Source organism: Pseudomonas sp. B22129 (genome assembly GCF_044218875.1).
GTDB lineage: Bacteria > Pseudomonadota > Gammaproteobacteria > Pseudomonadales > Pseudomonadaceae > Aquipseudomonas.
On the sequence record NZ_CP162592.1, the window covers coordinates 2,444,449 to 2,465,672 of the forward strand.

At 61.2% G+C, this 21,224-nt stretch carries 12 protein-coding genes; 8 read left to right on the plus strand and 4 right to left on the minus strand.

Translation table 11 applies throughout. The annotated features are described in order from the left end of the window. Positions 1-11: 11 nt before the first annotated feature. The 6 genes from mmsB to AB4P94_RS11115 all read left to right on the plus strand — a co-directional run bounded on the left by mmsB (position 12) and on the right by AB4P94_RS11115 (position 13,291). A complete protein-coding gene (gene mmsB, locus AB4P94_RS11090) occupies positions 12-899 on the plus strand; it encodes a 3-hydroxyisobutyrate dehydrogenase (protein ID WP_395610552.1) in 888 nt (295 codons plus the stop codon). Positions 900-1,804: 905 nt separating this feature from the next. Next, entirely contained in the window at positions 1,805-7,405 is a 5,601-nt protein-coding gene (locus AB4P94_RS11095) for a BapA/Bap/LapF family large adhesin (protein WP_395610553.1), read from the plus strand. A 213-nt stretch (positions 7,406-7,618) separates the two neighbouring features. Continuing rightward, a complete protein-coding gene (locus AB4P94_RS11100; protein WP_100217175.1) occupies positions 7,619-8,989 on the plus strand; it encodes a TolC family outer membrane protein in 1,371 nt (456 codons plus the stop codon). Further along, the gene (locus AB4P94_RS11105) at positions 8,986-11,169 is read left to right on the plus strand and encodes a type I secretion system permease/ATPase (RefSeq protein WP_395610554.1); all 2,184 of its coding nucleotides are present in this window, start codon (positions 8,986-8,988) and stop codon (positions 11,167-11,169) included. The genes AB4P94_RS11100 and AB4P94_RS11105 overlap by 4 nt, the downstream gene beginning before the upstream one ends. Before the next feature lie 26 nt (positions 11,170-11,195). Further along, a complete protein-coding gene (locus tag AB4P94_RS11110) occupies positions 11,196-12,386 on the plus strand; it encodes an HlyD family efflux transporter periplasmic adaptor subunit (protein ID WP_395611317.1) in 1,191 nt (396 codons plus the stop codon). A 14-nt stretch (positions 12,387-12,400) separates the two neighbouring features. Beyond that, the gene (locus AB4P94_RS11115; protein WP_395610555.1) at positions 12,401-13,291 is read left to right on the plus strand and encodes an alpha/beta hydrolase family protein; all 891 of its coding nucleotides are present in this window, start codon (positions 12,401-12,403) and stop codon (positions 13,289-13,291) included. A gap of 140 nt (positions 13,292-13,431) precedes the next feature. On the opposite strand, the gene AB4P94_RS11120 is transcribed toward AB4P94_RS11115, so the two are convergent. The 3 genes from AB4P94_RS11120 to AB4P94_RS11130 form a co-directional block, all read right to left on the minus strand. Continuing rightward, positions 13,432-16,482, minus strand: a complete 3,051-nt coding sequence (locus tag AB4P94_RS11120; protein WP_395610556.1) for a Mur ligase family protein — start codon at positions 16,480-16,482, stop codon at positions 13,432-13,434. Between the two features lie 224 nt (positions 16,483-16,706). Beyond that, positions 16,707-16,907, minus strand: coding sequence for a hypothetical protein (locus tag AB4P94_RS11125; RefSeq protein WP_016971017.1), 201 nt, complete (start codon positions 16,905-16,907; stop codon positions 16,707-16,709). Positions 16,908-17,460: 553 nt separating this feature from the next. Next, complete coding sequence (locus tag AB4P94_RS11130) at positions 17,461-17,805, minus strand: cupin domain-containing protein (protein ID WP_016971018.1); 345 nt, start codon at positions 17,803-17,805, stop codon at positions 17,461-17,463. 384 nt (positions 17,806-18,189) lie between these two features. Here AB4P94_RS11130 and kynB point away from each other — a divergent pair, with 384 nt between their 5' ends. Continuing rightward, complete coding sequence (gene kynB, locus AB4P94_RS11135; protein WP_395610557.1) at positions 18,190-18,840, plus strand: arylformamidase; 651 nt, start codon at positions 18,190-18,192, stop codon at positions 18,838-18,840. After that, entirely contained in the window at positions 18,837-19,694 is an 858-nt protein-coding gene (gene kynA, locus AB4P94_RS11140) for a tryptophan 2,3-dioxygenase (RefSeq protein ID WP_395610558.1), read from the plus strand. Before kynB ends, kynA begins: the two co-directional genes overlap by 4 nt. A 90-nt stretch (positions 19,695-19,784) precedes the next feature. On the opposite strand, the gene AB4P94_RS11145 is transcribed toward kynA, so the two are convergent. Then, positions 19,785-21,188, minus strand: coding sequence for an amino acid permease (locus AB4P94_RS11145; RefSeq protein WP_395610559.1), 1,404 nt, complete (start codon positions 21,186-21,188; stop codon positions 19,785-19,787). Between the last annotated feature and the right edge of the window lie 36 nt (positions 21,189-21,224).

Genomic DNA, 21,224 nt, shown 5'->3' on the forward strand with positions numbered 1-21,224 from the left:
GGGAGACGACCATGAAGATTGCATTTATCGGCCTGGGCAACATGGGCGCGCCTATGGCCCGCAACCTGATCAAGGCTGGCCACGCGCTGAACCTGTTTGACCTGAACCAGGCAGTGCTCAAGGAACTCGCCGAGCTGGGCGGCAGTATCAGCGGCTCGCCGCGTGATGCGGCCAGCGGCGCTGAACTGGTGATTACCATGCTGCCCGCCGCCGCCCATGTGCGCAGCGTGTGGCTCAATGAAGACGGCGTGCTGGCAGGCATTGGCCAAGGCGTGCCGGCGGTGGATTGCAGCACCATCGACCCGCAGACCATTCGCGATGTGTCCGCCGCGGCGGCCAAACAAGGTGTGGTCGTAGCCGATGCGCCCGTCTCCGGCGGCACCGGCGGCGCGCAGGCGGGCACGCTGACCTTCATGGTCGGCGCCACCCCGGAACTGTTCGCCACGCTGCAACCGGTGCTGGCGCAAATGGGCCGTAACATCGTGCATTGCGGTGACGTCGGCACCGGCCAGATCGCCAAGATCTGCAACAACCTGCTGCTGGGCATCAGCATGGTCGGCGTCAGCGAAGCCATGGCCTTGGGCGACGCACTGGGCATCGACACTCAGGTGCTGGCGGGGATCATCAACAGCTCCACCGGGCGCTGCTGGAGTTCGGACACTTACAACCCTTGGCCGGGCGTGATTGAAACCGCGCCGTCGTCCCGGGGTTACACAGGCGGCTTCGGTGCCGACCTGATGCTCAAGGATCTGGGGTTGGCTACCGAGGCTGCACGCCAGGTGAAACAACCGGTGATCCTTGGCGCCGTGGCTCAGCAGTTGTACCAATCGATGAGCCAGCGCGGGGAAGGCGGCAAAGACTTCTCGGCCATCATCAACAGCTATCGCAAACCCCAATAGGGGATTTTCCGGGGGCCCGCGTCGGGCGGGTCCCCGGGTTTTTGGTTGATACAGCGCTCCTCCCTCATTCAAGGCCATTCTGCGCCCGCCGCTCGCCCCGTCTTTTTTTGAAAATGACTTCCTCTTCCGCTAATGGCGGAGACATCTTTGCGCCCTGAAATTAATACACCCTATATACCTATATAGGTTTCAGTTATTACTAACCGACTAACTAGTTGGCGTGAACTTTTAGGCGCTGAATGTATTGCTGAAATATGATTTTACAAGTTTGTAATATTGATGAATTGCGCCTGTTTTTTACAACGGTCTCGTCACTCGGTGCGCAGGGGGAGAGTGCGTCGTTATCATGCTGTGATAATGAATTAATACATGATGTGCGATCAATGTGCGGTGAGTGCTTTGTTTAAAGACGCATGTTTAATGTGTGTTTAGTTTTCCCTTTGATGTTGACTATCGCCTCGTTAGTATCGGCCTCGCGGGCGTTGTCGGCGGCGTCATGCCTCGAGAGTTCCCGCTCAATCGCTGTACTTTTTAAAGTTGTGCAGGTGTGTCAGAGATGGCTAACGAAAGGAATCGTACATCGGGTATCCCCGGGCACTCGGCTACATCGGCCGACGCTGCCCGGGAGCTTGAAAAGGCCCGTCTCGCGGCCCGCCATCTCTCCCGATTACTTGATCTCTGGGCTTGCGGGCATACCAGCCCCTCTCCTGAATCCGCGCCAACACGTTGCACGTCTGAGTGGGTCGACGTGCAACCGCGTGAAGAAACCGGCGTGGGTTGATCTGCGCGGATTCTGAACAGCCCTTAAATAACGCAACAACACGTTTAGTGCTCGGCGGTCATGACCGCCGTGGGCATTCGCTCGCGCTGAACTCTGCGTGTCCATCGATAGAAACGGGTGAAAGATGAAAAACATAACAATTGTCGACAAGGCGACGGGGACGGCGACGGAACATGCCTTTGGCAATGCCAGCCTTAAAGGAACCAGTATTGTAAAACTGCCCTTCGGACCGGAAAGCGTTCAAACCTTTCAACAGTCCGGCCAGAATTTGGTGGTCACTCTGAAGTCCGGAGAAACCGTCACTATTCAGAACTTCTTTGTGGTGGGCGCCGACGGCGCGACGAACCAACTGGTTCTGGAGAACGCCGACGGAACACTGTTGCTGGGCAACTATTCCACCCCGTATTCGGGCTTCAACTTTACCCAGATTTCAACCCTTGACGACTTGGGCGTTGCCGCCATCGCCGCCGACAGTTCGATCCCGAGCTGGGTGCTGTGGGGGCTGGGGATTCTTGCTGTGGGCGGTGCCGCAGCGGCCATCGGCGGTGGTGGCGGTGGGGGCGGTCATCATGATGCGCCGCCGCCCGTCACACCGCCCGCGACCCCGCCAGGGGCGGCGAGCGGGTTGTCAGTGAACAGCGCGGGCACGGTCCTCAGTGGTAAGGGCCAGGGTGGCACCACCGTGACGGTCAAGGATGCTGCCGGCAATGTGATCGGCACCGGGACTGTCGGTGCCGACGGTAATTTCCAGGTCAACCTGGGCACGCCGCAAACCAATGGCGAAACCCTGCAAGTCGTCCTTAAGGATGGGCAGGGCAAAGAATCACCAGCGAGCATCGTGGACGCGCCTGATACCACCGCGCCTGCCGCCGCGACTGCGCTGGAAGTCAGCCCCGATGGCACCATTCTCATCGGCAAGGGCGAACCCAATGCCACTGTCACCATCACCGACGCCAACGGCAACGTGATCGGTACCGGCACGGTGGGGGCTGACGGCAACTTCCAGGTCACCCTGACTACGCCACAGACCAACGGCGAAACGCTCAACGTCGTCCTCAAGGATGCCGCCGGCAATGAATCGCCCGCCAGCCCCGTTGTGGCCGGTGACACCACCGCGCCCGCCGCACCAACCGACCTGACGATCAGTGCCGACGGCGCAACGGTCAGCGGTAAAGGTGAGCCCAACACCGCAGTGACCATCAAGGACACCGGCGGCAACGTGATCGGCACCGGGACTGTGGGTGCAGACGGCACCTTCCAGGTGTCACTCAGCACTCCGGCGACCGAGGGCGAGAGCCTGCAAGTCACCCTGACCGATGGCGCCGGCAATCAATCGCTTCCCGGTGGCCTGCTGGTTGCAGACATCGAAATACCGCTGGCGCCCAGAAACCTGTCGATCAGCGAAGCGGGCGACACCCTCAGCGGCGAAGGCTCGGCCAATCACGACGTCACGGTGCTCAACGATGCCGGCGAAGTGGTCGGCACGGGCACCGTGGGGGATGACGGTACCTTCGTACTTCAACTCAATTCATTGCATGTCAACGGCGAGCGCCTGAGGGTTTTCCTCAAAAACTTTTCCGGCAAGGAGTCGCTGCCAGGCACCGCGTTCGCGGGCGACACCATCGCTCCCGACGCCCCGACCAACCTGGCGGTCAGCCCGGAAGGCACCACCGTCAGCGGCAAGGGCGAGCCCGGCGCGACCGTTACCGTCAAGGATGCCGACGGCAACGTCATCGGCACCGGCACCGTGGGTGACGACGCAAACTTCCAGGTCACCCTGGACCCGCCTCAAGTCAACGGCGAAACCCTCAGCGTCACGCTGACGGATGCGTCGGGGAACGAGTCTGTTCCGGCTACCGTGGTTGCGGTTGATATAGACGACAACGACGCTGATGCTGATGCTGATGCTGATGCTGATGCTGATGCTGATGCTGATGCCGATGCTGATGCTGATGCTGATGCCGATGCCGATGCCGATGCCGACGCTGATGCTGATGCTGATGCTGATGCTGATGCCGATGCCGATGCCGATGCCGACGCTGATGCTGATGCTGATGCTGATGCCGATGCGGACGCCGACGCCGACGCTGACGCTGACGCTGACGCTGACGCTGACGCTGACGCCGATGCCGATGCCGATGCCGATGCTGATGCTGATGCTGATGCTGATGCTGATGCTGATGCTGATGCCGATGCGGACGCCGATGCTGACGCTGATGCCGATGCCGATGCCGATGCCGATGCTGATGCTGATGCTGATGCCGATGCCGATGCCGATGCCGATGCCGATGCGGACGCCGATGCTGACGCTGATGCCGATGCCGATGCCGATGCCGACGCTGATGCTGATGCTGATGCTGATGCGGATGCCGATGCCGATGCCGATGCTGATGCGGATGCGGATGCCGATGCCGATGCCGATGCCGATGCTGACGCCGATGCGGATGCGGATGCGGATGCTGACGCCGATGCCGATGCTGACGCTGACGCTGATGCCGATGCTGACGCTGACGCTGATGCTGATGCTGATGCCGATGCTGATGCTGATGCCGATGCTGATGCTGATGCTGATGCTGATGCTGATGCTGATGCTGATGCTGATGCCGACGCCGACGCCGACGCTGATGCCGATGCTGACGCCGACGCCGACGCCGACGCCGACGCCGACGCTGATGCTGATGCTGATGCCGATGCCGATGCCGATGCGGATGCCGACGCCGATGCCGATGCCGACGCTGATGCCGATGCTGATGCCGACGCTGATGCCGATGCTGATGCTGATGCTGATGCTGATGCTGATGCTGATGCTGATGCTGATGCCGACGCCGACGCCGACGCCGACGCCGACGCCGATGCCGATGCTGATGCCGATGCCGATGCCGATGCCGATGCCGATGCGGATGCGGATGCGGATGCCGATGCGGATGCGGATGCGGATGCTGACGCCGATGCCGATGCCGACGCTGATGCTGATGCCGATGCTGATGCTGATGCCGACGCCGACGCTGATGCTGACGCCGACGCCGACGCTGATGCTGATGCTGATGCTGATGCCGATGCCGATGCCGATGCCGATGCGGATGCGGATGCTGATGCCGATGCCGATGCCGATGCCGATGCTGACGCTGATGCCGACGCCGATGCTGACGCCGATGCCGATGCCGATGCCGATGCCGATGCCGACGCTGATGCCGACGCTGATGCCGACGCCGATGCTGACGCCGATGCCGATGCCGACGCCGATGCGGATGCTGACGCTGACGCCGATGCCGACGCTGATGCTGATGCTGATGCTGATGCTGATGCTGATGCTGATGCCGACGCCGACGCCGACGCCGATGCTGATGCCGATGCCGATGCCGATGCCGATGCCGACGCCGATGCTGATGCTGACGCCGATGCCGATGCCGATGCCGATGCCGACGCTGATGCCGACGCTGATGCCGACGCCGACGCCGACGCCGACGCCGATGCCGACGCGGACGCTGATGCTGATGCTGATGCCGACGCCGACGCCGATGCTGATGCCGATGCCGATGCCGATGCCGATGCCGATGCCGATGCCGACGCCGACGCCGACGCCGATGCCGACGCTGATGCCGACGCTGACGCCGATGCCGATGCCGATGCCGATGCCGATGCCGATGCCGACGCTGATGCCGACGCCGACGCCGACCTCGAAGCCTTCGACGACCTCGCCACCAGTGAAGTGACGATCAAACCCGTCACCTCCAATACCAATCTGGCCGATATGCGTGTCTTCACCCTGTTGGGGATCGGCGGGATCATCCTGGGCGATCACACCAAAACGCAGGAATTCTCGGTCTCCGAGGGGTCCACTGGCACGCTGAACCTGCAGTTCGCCCAGGCGGATCTGGTCTCACTGTTGGGCGGTGGTTTCACTGCGATTCTGGAAGTGAGCGACGGGGCCGGTGGCTGGTTGCCGGTTCAACAAGGCAGCAACGGTTCGGGCTTGCTCGACCTGCTGGGCCTGTTCGGCCAAAGCTCCAGCGCCAAGATCGAAGGGCTGGAAGCCGGGCAATACCGCTTCACCCTCAAGCTCGATCCGAACCTGGTGAGCATTGGGGCGGGCGCGACGGCCAACTTGAGTGTCACCCACGAAAGCCTGACTGATTTCACCGGCGAAGCGGGTCCGGAAATTTCCGGCAACGTCATCACCGACCCAGGCGTTGGCGGCCAACCGGATGTGCCGGGCAATGGCGGGCCGGTGAAGGTGCAGGTTGAGGTCGGCGGCGAGTTCGTCGATGCCGATGCCACCACCGGTACGGTGCTGCAAGGTCAATACGGTCAACTGACGATCTTCGCCAACGGCGACTACAAGTACACCCCGAATGGCGATATCGCCAACATCGGCAAGGTGGATGCTTTCGAGTATCACCTGGTCAATGGTGCCGGCGGTTCGGCTTCAGCCACCTTGTATGTGCGCATCGACAGCCCAAGTGTCGACGTGACCTGGAACGATGCCAACCCATCGGCGCCGGGGGTAATCAACACGGTTGCCAACGATGACTTGGGTTCGGCGCAGATCGAGATCGTCAACCTGGTGACCGAGACGACGGCACCGTCCTTGACCTACAACCTGCCGGCACTTGGCACGGGGACGGGAACGGGGCAAGTCATCGTCGTCGCGGCAGATTCCACCGCTGTGTTGAAAGTCGATGTCAGCGCCACCGGCATCACGCTGTTGCCGACCACCACCGTCAACTTGCAAAAGCTGATTGACGGCACGTGGACCACGGTGCAGACCACCACCGAAGCGTCGCATACGTTCACCGGGCTGGACGCCGGTTCGTATCGCGTCACCGGTTCGACCGGGTCGGTGCTGTCGCTGAGTGCAATCACGATTGCCCAGAAACTGACCACCACTTCGCTCACGCAATTTGTGACGGGTGACATGGCCAATGCCACGGGTGATCTGTTGGCTAACAGCCTGTCGGGGCCGGATGTGCTCGGCTCGCCGCTGACGGTGTTGAGTGTGCTGGTGAACGGGGTCTACGTGATTCCCGGGCAGACCGGGGCGAAAGTCGAGGGTGAGCATGGCACGCTGACCGTGTTTGCCGATGGCAAATATGTCTACACGCCGCATGCCGGCCTGACGCTGGATGAGATTGGCCAGGTGGATAAATTCACCTACAAGCTCACCACGCCAACCGGGCAGTCAGACACCGCCGACCTGTACATCCGCATCGACTCGCCAGACCGCGACCTGGTCTGGGACGACGCCAACCCGGGTGCGCCCGCCACTGAAGGCGCTGGCTTTGCCGCCGCCCACAGTGCGGTGGACCAGGCGGCGGATGACGGTGCCAACGCTGACGCAGACCACCACGATGCCGTGGCGGTCGATGACACCGACTTCACCCATGTCGATGCAGGCACGGGTGCGGATGGGTTGCTGTGGGAAGGTGGTGATGCGGCCATCAACCTCACCGACCTGATCGGCAAAGTCAGCGGTGTGCACAGCATCGACCTGAATGACGTCAGCGCGGTTGACCTGACCCTGAGCCTTGAAGACCTGGTGTCCATCACCGGGCCTGAGTCGGATCGTTTGATGATCCAGGGCGACGACCAGGACAGCGTGCACCTGACCGGCGACTGGTCGAGCGGTGTGACCCAGGTAGAGAACGGTCTGGAGTACGTGGTCTACACGAGCCCCGAAGATCAGACCCATCAGCTGTGGGTACAAAGCGGCATCAACGTGGTGTAACGCCACCCCCGACGACCGGGCCGTCTGGCCCGGTTTTCATCACCAACGGTCGAGCAGCAACAGCGCGTGACGGATGTGTGTCACGCGCCGTTGTTGTCCCCATCCGGTTTGACAACAGTCAGGTGAATTGCAGTGAGGCATAAGAGTTTGGCCACCCAACTGTCTGCCGCAGTATTGGCAGGCGCACTGATCGCGCCAGGGATTGAGCCGGTCATGGCCACGTCGCTTCTGGACGACGAAGAACGCGTCAACATCATCAGCCCCAGCAACCTGGGCACGAATTTACCGGGAGGGCCAACGGGCGTCAGCGCACCGGTGGCACCGCAACGCAACATCCCGAACAACCTCGACCTCACACGGGCCATTCAGTTGGCCGTGGAATGGCACCCGGCTATTGCCGAGGCGATCGGGCAGCTTTACCAACAAAACGAGAACGTGAACATCGCCCGTTCCGGCTATTACCCGCAAGTCAGCGGCGGCTTCAATTCGGGTTACGACAGCGGCCTGAGCGGCAATGGCCAGAGCCGTGCGTTTTCCTTGTCGGCCTCGCAGATGCTCTACGACTTCGGCAAGGTTTCAAGTTCGGTGGACAGCGCGCTGGCACGGGTCAGTGGCAGCCAGGCGGCGATCTTGCTGTCGATTGACCAAGTGGCTCGCGACACCTCGTTCGCGATGATCGAACTGCAACGCTCGCAACGTCTGGTGACCCTGGCCCGTGAGCAAATCGACGGCATTTCGGCGATTGCCGAGTTGGCCAAAAAACGCAGCGACATGGGCGCCAGCACCCGTTCCGACCTGATCCAGGCACGCTCGCGGGTTGAGGCTTCCATGGCCACCCAGCAGCAATTCAGCGCGCAATTCAATCGCTGGCGCAGTGCCTTGAGCAGCCTGCTCGGCGCGCAGTCGCCAGTGAGCGTGTCCGGCGCGTTTCCCTCCTCGTTGGAAAAGTCCTGCGTGGGCGTGATGCCCGATGAAGCGGTCACCCCCACGTTGCTGATCGCCCAGGCCCAGCGTGTGGACGCGTTGGCATTGATCGCCCAGGCCCGCGCCGAGGCCTTGCCGACCGTATCGCTGGACCCCTCGATCACGCATTACCTGGACAACAACGACGACAGTAACCTGCCCGGCGGCCGCGATCGCACCCGCTATGGCGTGTTTCTCAACGTGAAGATGCCGCTGTACCAGGGCGGCGCCATCACCGCGCGCAAATCTGCCGCACAACAGGCACTGCGTTCTGCGGACGCGGCCAATGACGCCGCGCGCCTGGCCGTTCGCCAAGGGTTGCTGGAGGCGCGGGACCAGATATCCAGCCTCTCCCAACGTCTTTCGACCCTGGATTTTCGTGAGCGCAGCATCTCCGAAACCCGCGACCTGTACCGCCAGCAGTACCTCGAACTGGGCACGCGGCCGCTGCTCGACTTGCTCAACGCCGAGCAGGAAATCCACCAGGCGCGCATGGACCGCGAAAACACCGCGGCCGACTTGCGGCGCCTGAATATCGACTGCCTGTACAACACCGGCGGGCTGCGCACGGCGTTCCATTTGGACAACAGCACCCTGCAGGGTGTGGAGATTCGGCCATGAATGAAGCCGTGAAACTTGACGATGACCTGAGTGCAATCCAGACGCCTTTCACTGCACCGCCAGCGTTTGATTACGAGGTGTGGCTGGAGGCGATACTTGCGGTTGCCCGGCATTATCGCCTGGAGTGCTCGGCGCAGAGCGTGCGCTTGGCGGCGCAGTGGACCGACAGTGCGTCGGTGGAAGAGGTGGTGCGGCGCATGGCGCGTCAGGCCGGTTTGAATTGTGTGATCGCCGACTTTTCTGCTTCGACCTTGATGCAGCGCCAGTTGCCGTTGGTGTTGCAGTTCGATGACGGCCAGGTCGGCGTGCTGCAAACCCTGGGTGAAGATGACACTCTCGGCATCGCCTACAGCGGCGATGGCGGTTTGCAAAGCCTCCTGGGCCGTCGCGAGTTGCTGGAGCAGGCGCGCAAGGTTGTGATCCTGCGGCCCATGGGCGCGGTGCGCGACACGCGGGTCGACGACTACATCAAGCCGTATCAAAAGAACTGGTTCAGCAGCATCGTGCTGCGTGACCTGCGGCCCTACGGCTACGTGATGCTTGCCTCATTGGTGACCAGCGTGCTCGGCCTGGCCGGGGTGCTGTTTTCAATGCAGGTGTATGACCGCGTCATTCCCGCAGAATCCATGCCCACCCTGTACGTGCTGTTCGGTGGCGTGATGCTGGCGCTGGTCTTCGATTTCATCATGCGCATTACGCGCGTGCGTATCACCGACATGCTCGGCAAACGCGCCGACCTGAGGGTGTCGGACCTGGTGTTCGGTCACGCGATTCGCCTGCGCAACAGTGCGCGGCCCAAGTCCACCGGGTCGTTTATTTCCCAGCTCAAGGAGCTGGAGCAACTGCGTGAATTGATCACCTCCAGCACCGCGACGGCGTTGGCGGACTTGCCGTTTTTCCTGCTGTTTCTGGTGATCTACTGGATGATCGCCGGCCCGCTGGTGACGGTGCCCTTGGTGGCCGTGCTGTTTCTGGTGGTGCCGGGCCTGCTGGCGCAAAAGAAACTCGCGGCGTTGGCCAGCGAATCGATGCGTGAAGCCTCGCTGCGCAGCGCAATGCTGGTGGAAACCGTGCAGGGCCTGGACGACATCAAGGCCCTGCAAGCCGAGCAGCGCTTTCAGCAACAGTGGAACCATTACAACGCGACCTGCGGCGATGCCAGCCTGCGTTTGCGCATGCTCACCAACAAGCTGGTGGCGTGGAGCAACAACGTGCAGGGTTCGGTGTTTGCCGTGGTGGTGGTGTTCGGTGCACCGATGGTCATGGCCAGCGACATGACCACCGGTAGCCTGGTGGCCGCGTCCATCCTGGCCTCGCGGATGATGGCGCCGATGTCGCAGATCACCCAGGTGCTGACCCGTTGGCAGCAGGCCAAGGTGGCCCTGCACAGCCTGAACCGCATCATGGAATTGCCGGTGGACCACGCCGAAGGCAGCAAGCGTGTGCATCTGCCGGTGCTCACCGGGCATTACGTGCTGAACCAGGCGGCATTCCAATATTCCGAGGATGCGCCAGTGCCGGCACTGCGTGTGGCGGATCTGCAGATACAGCCCGGTGAGCGCATCGCCATTCTCGGACGTAACGGCGCGGGCAAGTCCACGTTGTTGCAGGCACTGGCCGGGATGCTTGACCTCAAGGCCGGCAGCATCAGCCTCGATGGCGTCGCCCTCGGGCATATCGACCCCGCGGACGTGCGCCGTGACGTGGGCCTGATGACCCAGAACTCGCGGCTGTTTCACGGCACGCTGCGCGACAACCTGATCATGGGCGCGCCCCATGCGTCAGACCAGGAAATACTCCAGGCCCTGGCCCTGACCGGCGCGGCTGATTTCATCGGCAAATTTGCCGACGGCATGGACCATATGATTCTCGAAGGCGGCCTCGGGCTTTCCGGCGGGCAGCGCCAATCGTTGTTGCTGTCGCGCTTGATCATTCGCCAGCCGCACATCGTGTTGCTCGATGAACCCACCGCCTCCCTCGATGAGGCCACCGAGCGCCAATTGATTCAACACCTCGACCGCTGGGCCGCTGGCCGCACGCTGGTCATCGCGACGCACCGCATGAGTGTGCTGAGCCTGGTGAACCGCATCATCGTGGTCGACAACGGCCAGATCATCGTCGATGACAGCAAGGACAACGCGATTGCCCGGCTGTCCAAACCCAAGGGGAAAACCCAGTGAAAACCCAAGCGCCGAAAAGAATTGCGCTGCTCGCCAGCGAAGACGAAGGCACCGGGCACGGCCATGAGGGGGTGGATGACAGCACGGTGCTGCGCTCCACGCGGGTGGTGCTGTGGGTGCTGGTCATGCTGATGGTGTTTGGCGTTTGGGCCTATGTGTTTGAAGTGGATGAGGTGTCCACCGGCAGCGGCAAGGTCATTCCCACGTCCCGCGAGCAAATCATTCAGTCACTCGAAGGCGGCATTGTCACCGAGTTGAATGTAGGGGAGGGCGATATCGTCAAGCTTGGGCAAACCCTGGCCAGGCTTGACCCGACCAAGACTGAATCCAACTTCGATGAAAGTGCCTCCAAGTACCGTGCGTCCCTGGCCAGCGTGGCGCGGTTGCAGGCGGAAGTGAGCGGCAAGCTGCTGGTGTTCCCGCCCGAGCTGGCGCGCTATCCGGCGCTGATCAGCGCGGAAACCGACCTGTTCAACACCCGGCGCAAAGGCCTGGAGGACTCCCAGGCCGGCGTGCGTTCTTCCCTCGGGTTGGTGCGCAGTGAACTGGAGATCACCGAGAACCTCGCCAAGGTCGGCGCGGCCAGCAATGTCGAGGTGCTGCGCCTCAAACGCCAGAAAGCCGAGCTGGAGTTGAAGCTGACCCAAGCGCGCTCCGATTACATGGTGCGGGCCGGCGAGGACCTGGCCAAGGTCAACGCCGATGTCGAGACGTTGTCGTCGGTGATGCGCGGGCGTTCCGATTCGGTCACCCGCCTGACCCTGCGTTCGCCGGTACGCGGAATCGTCAAGGGCATCGAGGTCACCACCATCGGCGGGATCATCCCACCCAACGGGCGCCTGATGCAGATTGTGCCGCTGGATGAGCAGCTACTGATCGAGGCACGCATCTCGCCAAGGGACATCGCCTTCATCCACCCCGACCAGGTCGCCAAGGTCAAGATCACCGCCTACGACTACGCGATTTATGGCGGGATGGACGGCAAGGTTGTGACCATTTCTCCCGACACCATTCAGGACGAGGTCAAACCCGAGGTGTTCTACTATCGCGTGTTCATCCGCACCGATGCCGACACCTTGAAAAACAAGGCGGGCAAGGCGTTTTCGATTGTGCCGGGCATGATCGCCTCGGTGGACATCAAGACCGGCCAGAAGACTGTGCTCGACTACCTGATCAAACCCATGAACCGTGCGCGCGAGGCACTGCGCGAGCGCTAGGGGAGGGGGCGGCAATGGGCAAAGCTCTTGTGTTCGGGTTGGCCATGGCCTGTGCGTCGTGGGCGCAGGCTTTCGATGACGCTACGGCGCCACTGCCGTGGAACACCCGCGCCGACAGGGCCACCTGCACCGAGCCGGCCTCGGCGTTGTGGGTCGAGTTCGCCGGGGGCACTGCGTGTATGCGTTACTTCGCCGGCGGCACCCTTGAGCGTGCGCCGACGGTGATCGTGATGTTCCATGGCGACCGCACGGCCGAGATGCATCGCGCGCCGGAGGCGATCGCGGGCAATACCCTGGCCGCCAAAGTCGCCCAGGCCCGGGCGATGAGCAAACGCGCGGCGGTGCCGGTGGTCATTGTGGCCCGGCCCGGTACTTATGGGTCCAGCGGCGACCACGGGCAACGGCGTCAGGCGCAGGAATTCATGGCCCTCAATGGGGCGCTGGATGAATTGCGCAAGCGTTATGGCATCGGGCAATTCGTTTTGCTCGGCCACAGCGGCGGGGCCACGGCCGCCGCCGCGCTGTTGACCCTGGGCCGCACCGACGTGAAATGCGCGGTGATGACCTCGGGAGCCTTCTCGCTGGTCCAGCGTGCGCAGATGATTCGCCAGAGCAAGGGCCTGCCGTCAAAGCCCGGGCGTGATACCAACGGGTTGCTGCACCCGTATGACCCGGCTCAACACATCGATGGCATCGCCGTTGCGCCGCAACGGCAGTTGTTTGTGATCGGCAGTGTTGACGACAAGGTCACGCCGTTTGCCCTGCAGGAGGGTTTTTATCAGGCACTCAGGCGGGCCGGGCATCCTGTGCAGTTGATCAAGGCCCAGGGCGTACCGAAGGCCTTTCATCAATTGCGTAATGACATAGGGCTGAAGACCGCTGCCGATTGCGCAGGTCAGGCCTGACGCTTTTCAATCAAGAGAAACACAGTACCTGTGGCGAGGGAGCTTGTCGAAGCGTCGAACCGTCCCGTTGGATTGCGTAGCAGTCCTATCTTTTGGGGCCGCTGCGCAGCCCAGCGGGAGCAAGCTCCCTCGCCACAAGGTTAGGCCGGTACTGTCTGTTCGCGGGTGGCCAGCTGCTCACACAACTGCGACAGCCCCGTCCCGCCTGAGCTTTTCACCATCACCCAATCCCCGGACTGAAACCACTGGCCCGGGTCCTTCGTCAATGCCTGGGTCAGCGCCTTGGCCTGTTCGAACCACTGCACCGACAGTTCACCGCGCAGTGCCAGGTACAGCGCGTGCATCAGAGGGCCACAAAGCACCACATGCCGCGGTGCCACGGCCCGCAGCGCGTCAGCCAGTTCCAGGTGATAGTGCTGGGCGTCGGCGCCGAGTTCGAGCATATCCCCCAGTACCAGCACGCGGTGGCGCGGGGCGATGGGCAGGTCGGCCATGGCACGCAGGGCTGCGCTCATGGAGCCCGGGTTGGCGTTGTAGGCGTCATTGATCAGTTGAAAATGGCCGTCGGCGCATTTGATCGACAGGGTATTGCCACGCCCTTCGACCGGCATGAAGGTACCCAATGCCGCCAATGCTTGCTCGGCCTCAAGGCCGGCCGCAGACAGCGCAGCCAGTACCGCCAGTGCGTTGAGCACCATGTGTCGCCCGCGAGCCTGCAGGCTGAAATCAAGCGGTTTGCCGGCGTAGCGTGCCTTGACGACCACCTGGTTTGCCTCGCTGGTGCAATCGAGCAACCTCAGGTCCGCCTCGGCGTGTTCGCCAAAGCTGATGACGTGCAACCGCGCGGTTTGAGCGGCTTCGGCGAACAGCGCGTAGTGCGGCATGTCACGGCTGAGCACGGCATGCCCGCCGGGGGCCATCGAGCGGAAGATCGCGCTTTTTTTACGCGCCAGGTTTTCCAGGGTGCCGTGATATTCCAGGTGCGCCGGGGCGATCCCGGTGACCACAGCAATGTGCGGCCTGACCAGTTCGGAATTGATTGGCATGCGGCCCACGGCCATTTCCAGTACCCAGAATTTTGCCGGCTGGGTCATGCTCGCCAGGTTCCAGGCAATGCCATGGGGCAGGTTGGCGTTGGCCTCGGTCTGGCCCACGTCGCCCCAATGCTTCAACGCGTGGGCCAGCATCGCGACCACGGTGGTTTTGCCGAAGCTGCCGGTCACGCCGAAGACCTGCCCGGCAAAATGCCGCCGGGCGTGGCGGCCCATTTGCAGCATGGCATCGCTGGTGTCGGCGACTTGCAAGACGGGCAGGCCGCTGCCCAGGTAGGGCGTGGGGTCCACGCACATGAATGCGGACGGGCGGCGTTCGGCGCTGGCCTGGGCCCAGCGTTGCGCCGATTGGGCTTCATTGGGGCCGACCTTGCTGGGGTGGCGACTGAGGATGCGTTGTGGCTTGAAGAACTGCATGGAGGGCGTCAACCCGGTGGCGTGCCAGCCGTTCGGTGGCTGGCTGGCCCAGGTTCCCAGCGTCACTTGGGCCAGGGTGTGGGCGTCCCAGGTCCGGTCCGGGGTGGTTTGCGTTTCGACCCTGCCCACCTGGGGCGCGCCGTCCAGCAGGTAACGGTGATAGGCGATCAGCCCGGAAAGGTAGTGCTCTACATCATCGATGCGGACCCGGAACGCATGATGGCGGATAAAAAAGGCCCCGGCGATGCGCGCCGGGTTGGCAAAGTACATCGCCAGTTCTGGCCAGAAATAGCCGTTGAGCAGGTAGCGGGCGCGATGGTGCAAGGCGCAGTAGAACGCGTGCAGGTCGATCTCGTTAAGCAGGTGGCGCAACTCGGGTTGCCCGGCGATGCGCGCAAGCATCTGTTGCGCGGCCATCATCAATTCCAGCAGGGTCGGGAACGTGGTGATGCGTTGCTGCACAAAGCCCAGATAGCCGACAACGTTGTTCAGGCCAAAGCGAAAATACTTTTCGTCGGGACGGTAGCGGGTCAGTTCGTTCACGCAGTAGCTGAGCCAGTGGTCGTGCTCGCGCCAATGTTCTTTTTCGATGAAATAGTCGAACGCTTTCTCCACCACCGCCAGCCAGCGTTCGTTGCCGGTCAACCCATACAGGCGCATCAGGCCAAAGGCGGCCTCACCGTCGTAGTAGATGATTCGAAACGGCGCTTTGACGCTCAGGTCCTGTGCATGCAAGACGTGCACAAAAGCGCCGCTGGCAGGGTCCTGCATCCAGGCCATGCCGTTGGCGAGCGCTTCGAGCAGCGGCAGGTGGTGACGAGTACCGGTGGCTTCGCTGTACTTGACCAGCGCCAACAGGCACACCGCATTGCCGCCCAGTTTGATCTCATTGCCGGTATCGGTGAGAAACGCCGCCACACTGCCATCGGGGAGCAAATAGGGCTTGATCAGCACCTGGGTGAGATGCTCCAGCGAGCGGTCGATAGCCGCCTTCAAGTGTGGGTCACCGGTCAGTGCCCAGGCCTCGATCATCGAGTAGGTGGTGCTGGCATGGCGCAGGGTGTTGTAGGTGTTGATGGCCCGGTCGAAACACGGGAAGTAGCCGTAGATGAACTGCCCGCTGTCTTGCACTTGTGCGCTCAGGTAGCGGGATGCGTTGTCGATGCAGGCCCGCACGGTGTCGGGGGCAAGGGGGCCCAGGGTGCGCCAGCCGGTTTCCAGCCCGTTGCCATTCAGTGCATGCGCCTCGCCATCTTCGGCGCAGAACACACCTGTGGTGTTGAAAACGAAGACGCAGGTTTCCGGCATCAGGCCAGCGAGGATGTCGGCGGAGGGGGTTCCGGCAAACCGGCGACGCGCGTAAGCGGCGAAGTTTTTCGGGTTGAAGGTGGCGTGGGCAATGTCGCTGCCGCCATACAGGATGGCATTGGCGTTCAGCTCCTGTTCGGTGATGGCCAATCGCAGGTCGCTGTCGAGGGCGATGCCTTGCCTGAAGTAATTGCGCTTGTGACGTTTGAGCCGCTCATTGAGCTTGGCCCACGTGATGGGGGTCACGTTGAATGCACGTTCCACACGAATCCAGAAACGCTCGGGGTGACAGGCCCCTTGGGAAATGGCTTGGTCGTACCGGCGTTGCAGTTCAAGGGCACCCGCTTGCCAGGCGTGCTCGAGGCTTTGCGCCGTAACATGAAAAACCTGTGCACGTTGTGTCGTGTCACTCATTGAAAAAAACAAAGTGCAGGGTTGTGAGGCGTCTGATGAGACAGAAAATCCATGAGTGTCTTTACTCAAAAGCGCATGACAAGCAAGCAATTGCTGTTTCACAGGTACAGATCTCCATGTGTCAATAACGTGGCGACAGGCGATGACTACGTAGAGTTATAAGGGTATATCCGTCTAACGCAGGCCAAGTTATTTGTGATAAAGGCAATAAATCCATTTATATATCAAGAATACAACGAGGCCTCCTCCTGGGCGGGTTCGCGGGCAGGCGAAGTGGTTTGACTTTCATAGTGTTGAAGATGATCACGAATCAGCTTGCGAATGACCTGAGAAATAGTAAGGTCAACTTCCTCGGACAAGGACTCCAGACGCTGCTTGGTCGGTGAGTCGATGAGAATGGTCAGACGCGTTGTTTTATCAGGCATTTTATTTATCCTTTACAGAAAGCGCGGTCTCAACTGCCGCGTGCAGTACGTACTGAAGTAGGTGATTAATCCTTAGAAAAATCCAGTGGAGTTGTAACCCTGTGCGTTGGAAGTCTAATTCAAATCACTGAGTGTTTGCCATGGGGCAGTGGAGAAACTTGCGAGAATGTGAAGTTCTGCACCTTTCGCCACGCCGCTTATTATCATCCCGTTATAATCCTGTGAAACTCGGATATTAACGAGGTGTCCAGAAAATTATACGAAACAATCGGGGCTGTCAAAAGCCAATACTATCTATTACTAAAGTAGTGTTTGTATTGGGTGGTAAGTGTGATCAGGTAGTTTTTTGCATCATGATATGAGTTTTTTTCAAGAAGTTATTCTTCACAATATTCTGTCACAAAATACTAATTGCTTGTTTCGAGTTGTTGGGGGTGATCTTCAGAAGTTGCAACGTAAATGCGGGAGGGGGTCGCTGGGTGCAAAAGCGATGTGCAGCGCTGTAGCGGGCTCAGATCAAAAAGGGGCCAGGGCGACCCCTTTGCGCGGGCGGTCAAGCAAAAACAAAATACTTACGCACGGTCTCTACCACCTCCCACGTCCCCTTCATCCCTGGCTCCACCACAAAAATATCCCCGGCGCGCAGGTGAATCGGCTCCAGGCCTTCGGGGGTGATGATGCAGTAGCCTTCCTGGAAGTGGCAGTATTCCCATTTCACGTAGTTCACGTACCACTTGCCCGGTGTGCAGATCCAGGTGCCCATGATCTTGCTGCCGTCTTCACTGGTGTAGGCGTTGAGGTTGACGGTGTGCGGGTCACCTTCGAGTTTTTCCCATTTGCAGGCATCCAGGACCGGCAAAGGGTGGGTGTCGCGCAATACGGTGATGGGTTGGGTCATGACGGCTCCGAGGCAGAGAATGGAAAGAGCCACCCTAAGGCCTGGGGCGTTGCTTCAGTGGTCTGAACTCGACATCGGGATGCCCAGAAGCGCAAGACAACGCGATTGTTCAGGCGCGGCGCGACCCATGTGGGAGCGGGCTTGCTCGCGAATGCGGTGTATCAGCCCCACATAAGTTGACTGAGCCACCGCATTCGCGAGCAAGCCCGCTCCCACATTGGATCTTCAGTGATAGCTCGACCGTGGCTTGGCGAAATTATCAGGCGTGAATACTCAATTTCCTCGCAGTAAGTGCGAAAGATTTCCCGCATGGCGCCAGAATTCGCAAGAAAATTCGCAACCGGCCCTCGTATCATTCTCCCCAGAACGAGTGAGAGCCTTGAAATGAACTCAATAAAAACGTGGTGGGATATCAGCCCGCCCTTGAGCACGGCGACGCCGACCTGGCCGGGCGATACGCCGTTCCAGGAAGAGCGCGTGTGGCAGTTCGGCCCGCAGTGTCCGGTAAACGTGGGCCGCGTGACCTTCTCGCCGCACACCGGCGCCCATGTGGATGCGCCGCTGCATTACAGCGCGGATGGCGCGCCGATCGGCGAGGTGTCGCTGGATGTGTACATGGGGCCGTGCCGCGTGTTGCATTGCCTGGGCAGCGGCGCGCTGGTCCAACCCCATCAGCTTGAGGGGCGTGTGGATAACTTGCCCGAGCGTGTGCTGCTGCGCACTTATGCACAGGCGCCGCTCACCGAATGGGATTCGAGCTTTACCGCCATCGCGCCGCAAACCATTGAGTTGCTCGCCAGCCTGGGCGTGCGCTTGGTCGGCATCGACACGCCGTCGCTGGACCCGCAACAGTCCAAGACCATGGATGCCCACACGGCGGTGGCCCGCCATGGCATGGCGATTCTCGAAGGCATCGTGCTCGATGACGTACCCGAGGGCGACTACGAACTGATCGCGCTGCCGCTGCGCTTTGCCAACCTGGACGCGAGCCCGGTGCGCGCCATTCTCCGCCCGCTCAAGGAGCCCACGCGATGAGCCAATGTCCCTTCTCTGCCGACTACCAACCCCCGGAAGAATGGCATAACGCCGAACTGAATTTCTCCGAGTCCATGAGCTACGGCGACTACCTGGACCTGGGCAAAGTGCTGAGCGCCCAGCACCCGCTGTCGCCGGACCACAACGAAATGCTCTTCATCATCCAGCACCAGACCTCCGAGCTGTGGATGAAACTGATGCTTCACGAACTCAAGGCCGCCCGCGAACACGTGCGCCTGGGTGAGTTGCCGCCGGCGTTCAAGATGCTGGCGCGGGTGTCGCGCATCTTCGATCAACTGGTGCACGCCTGGGCGGTGCTGGCGACGATGACGCCGTCGGAGTACAAGGCCATCCGCCCGTTTCTGGGGCAGTCGTCGGGGTTCCAGTCGTTTCAGTACCGCGAGATTGAATTTATCCTCGGCAACAAAAGCGCGGCGCTGTTGCGGCCTCACGCCCATCGGCCGGAGTTGTTGAACGAGTTGAAAGTGGCGATTGCCACCCCGTCACTGTATGACGAGGCGATCAACCTGATGGCCAAGGCGGGCCTGGCGATAGATCCGAAACGTGGCGAGCGCGACCCGACGGCGGCCACGGTTCATGATGAGTCCGTGGAGGCGGCGTGGCGCGAGGTGTATCGCGACCCGAGCCGGTATTGGGATTTGTATCAGTTGGCCGAGAAGTTTATCGACCTGGAAGATTCGTTCCGCCAGTGGCGCTTTCGGCACGTGACCACGGTGGAGCGGATTATCGGTTTTCAGCCGGGCACCGGTGGCACGGAAGGGGTGGGGTATTTGCGCAAGATGCTCGACACGGTGTTGTTCCCCGAACTGTGGCGAGTACGCTCCACGCTGTAAACAAAAAGCCCCGGGTTACCGGGGCTTTTCATTTGGAATACGATCAACTGTGGGAGCTCCCTCGCCACACAAGCCCGGCTCCCACAGGGATCACTGTGCGTTCACTACCGCGTTGCTTTTGCGAACCCGCAACCGGTAGGCCACATAGATAATCCCCACCCACACCGGCATCGCGTACACCGATTCGCTGATCCCCGGAATCGCCAGCATCACGCTGACGATCATCACCATGAACGCCAGGCACAGGTAGTTGCTGAACGGGAACCAAAAGGTTTTGAACGACGGCGTCACGCCTTGCACGCCCATGGCCTTGCGGAACTTGATATGGGTGATGCTGATCAGCGCCCAGTTGATCATCAGCGAGGCAACCACCAGCGCGAACAGCAGTTCCAGCGCACTTTGCGGCGCGACGTAATTGACCACCACGCACAACATCGTCACCAGCGCCGAAATCGCCAGGGCGCGGATCGGCACGCCTTGCTTGTTCAGCTTCATCAGTGCCTTGGGCGCATCACCTTGCTCGGCCAGGCCGAACAGCATGCGGCTGTTGCAGTACACGCCGCTGTTGTACACCGACAGCGCTGCGGTCAGCACCACGAAGTTGAGGATGTGGGCGGCGGTGTCGTTGCCGATCAGCGAGAAGATTTGCACAAACGGGCTGCCGCTGTAGGCATCGCCCGAGGCGCCGAGGGTTTGCAGCAGCTGGTCCCATGGGTACAGCGACAGCAGCACGGTCAGGGCGCCGACGTAGAAAATCAGAATCCGGTACACCACCTGGTTGATGGCTTTGGGGATCACCTTGCGCGGCTCGCTGGCCTCGGCGGCAGTGATGCCCACCAGCTCCAGGCCACCGAACGAGAACATGATGAACGCCATGGACATCAACAGCCCCATGCCGCCATTGGGGAAGAACCCGCCGTGGCTCCACAGGTTGCTGACCGAGGCTTGCGGGCCGCCGGTGCCGCTGAACAGCAAGTAGCAGCCGAGCACGATCATGCCGACAATCGCCACCACCTTGATGATCGCGAACCAGAACTCGGCTTCACCGAAGAACTTCACGTTCAGGGTGTTGATCAGGTTCACCGCGACAAAGAACACCAGTGCGCTGACCCACGTCGGAATCTCCGGCCACCAGAACTGGATGTATTTGCCCACCGCCGTCAGTTCGGCCATGCCCACCAGTACGTAGAGCACCCAGTAGTTCCAGCCGGCCAGGAAGCCCGCGTAGCCGCCCCAGTATTTGTGCGCGAAGTGGCTGAAGGAGCCCGCCACGGGTTCCTCGACGATCATTTCGCCAAGCTGGCGCATGATCAGGAACGCGATAAACCCGGCAATCGCGTAGCCGAGGATCATCGACGGCCCCGCCGACTTGAGCACCCCGGCCGAGCCGAGGAACAACCCTGTGCCGATCGCCCCTCCCAAGGCGATCAACTGAATGTGCCGGTTTTTCAGGCCACGCTTGAGGCCCACCGGGTTAACCATGTCATCCGCCATTAACAGTCCCTTCTACTTGTTTTTCTCAGGGTGAAT

What these genes read in the sequence shown, in the direction of transcription:
- AB4P94_RS11115 (WP_395610555.1), top strand. Translation starts at nt 12,401, where the DNA reads ATGGGCAAAGCTCTTGTGTTCGGGTTGGCCATGGCCTGTGCGTCGTGG.
- AB4P94_RS11120 (WP_395610556.1), bottom strand. Translation starts at nt 16,482, where the DNA reads ATGAGTGACACGACACAACGTGCACAGGTTTTTCATGTTACGGCGCAA.
- AB4P94_RS11130 (WP_016971018.1), bottom strand. Translation starts at nt 17,805, where the DNA reads ATGACCCAACCCATCACCGTATTGCGCGACACCCACCCTTTGCCGGTC.
- AB4P94_RS11095 (WP_395610553.1), top strand. Translation starts at nt 1,805, where the DNA reads ATGAAAAACATAACAATTGTCGACAAGGCGACGGGGACGGCGACGGAA.
- kynB (WP_395610557.1), top strand. Translation starts at nt 18,190, where the DNA reads ATGAACTCAATAAAAACGTGGTGGGATATCAGCCCGCCCTTGAGCACG.
- kynA (WP_395610558.1), top strand. Translation starts at nt 18,837, where the DNA reads ATGAGCCAATGTCCCTTCTCTGCCGACTACCAACCCCCGGAAGAATGG.
- mmsB (WP_395610552.1), top strand. Translation starts at nt 12, where the DNA reads ATGAAGATTGCATTTATCGGCCTGGGCAACATGGGCGCGCCTATGGCC.
- AB4P94_RS11105 (WP_395610554.1), top strand. Translation starts at nt 8,986, where the DNA reads ATGAATGAAGCCGTGAAACTTGACGATGACCTGAGTGCAATCCAGACG.
- AB4P94_RS11125 (WP_016971017.1), bottom strand. Translation starts at nt 16,907, where the DNA reads ATGCCTGATAAAACAACGCGTCTGACCATTCTCATCGACTCACCGACC.
- AB4P94_RS11100 (WP_100217175.1), top strand. Translation starts at nt 7,619, where the DNA reads ATGGCCACGTCGCTTCTGGACGACGAAGAACGCGTCAACATCATCAGC.
- AB4P94_RS11145 (WP_395610559.1), bottom strand. Translation starts at nt 21,188, where the DNA reads ATGGCGGATGACATGGTTAACCCGGTGGGCCTCAAGCGTGGCCTGAAA.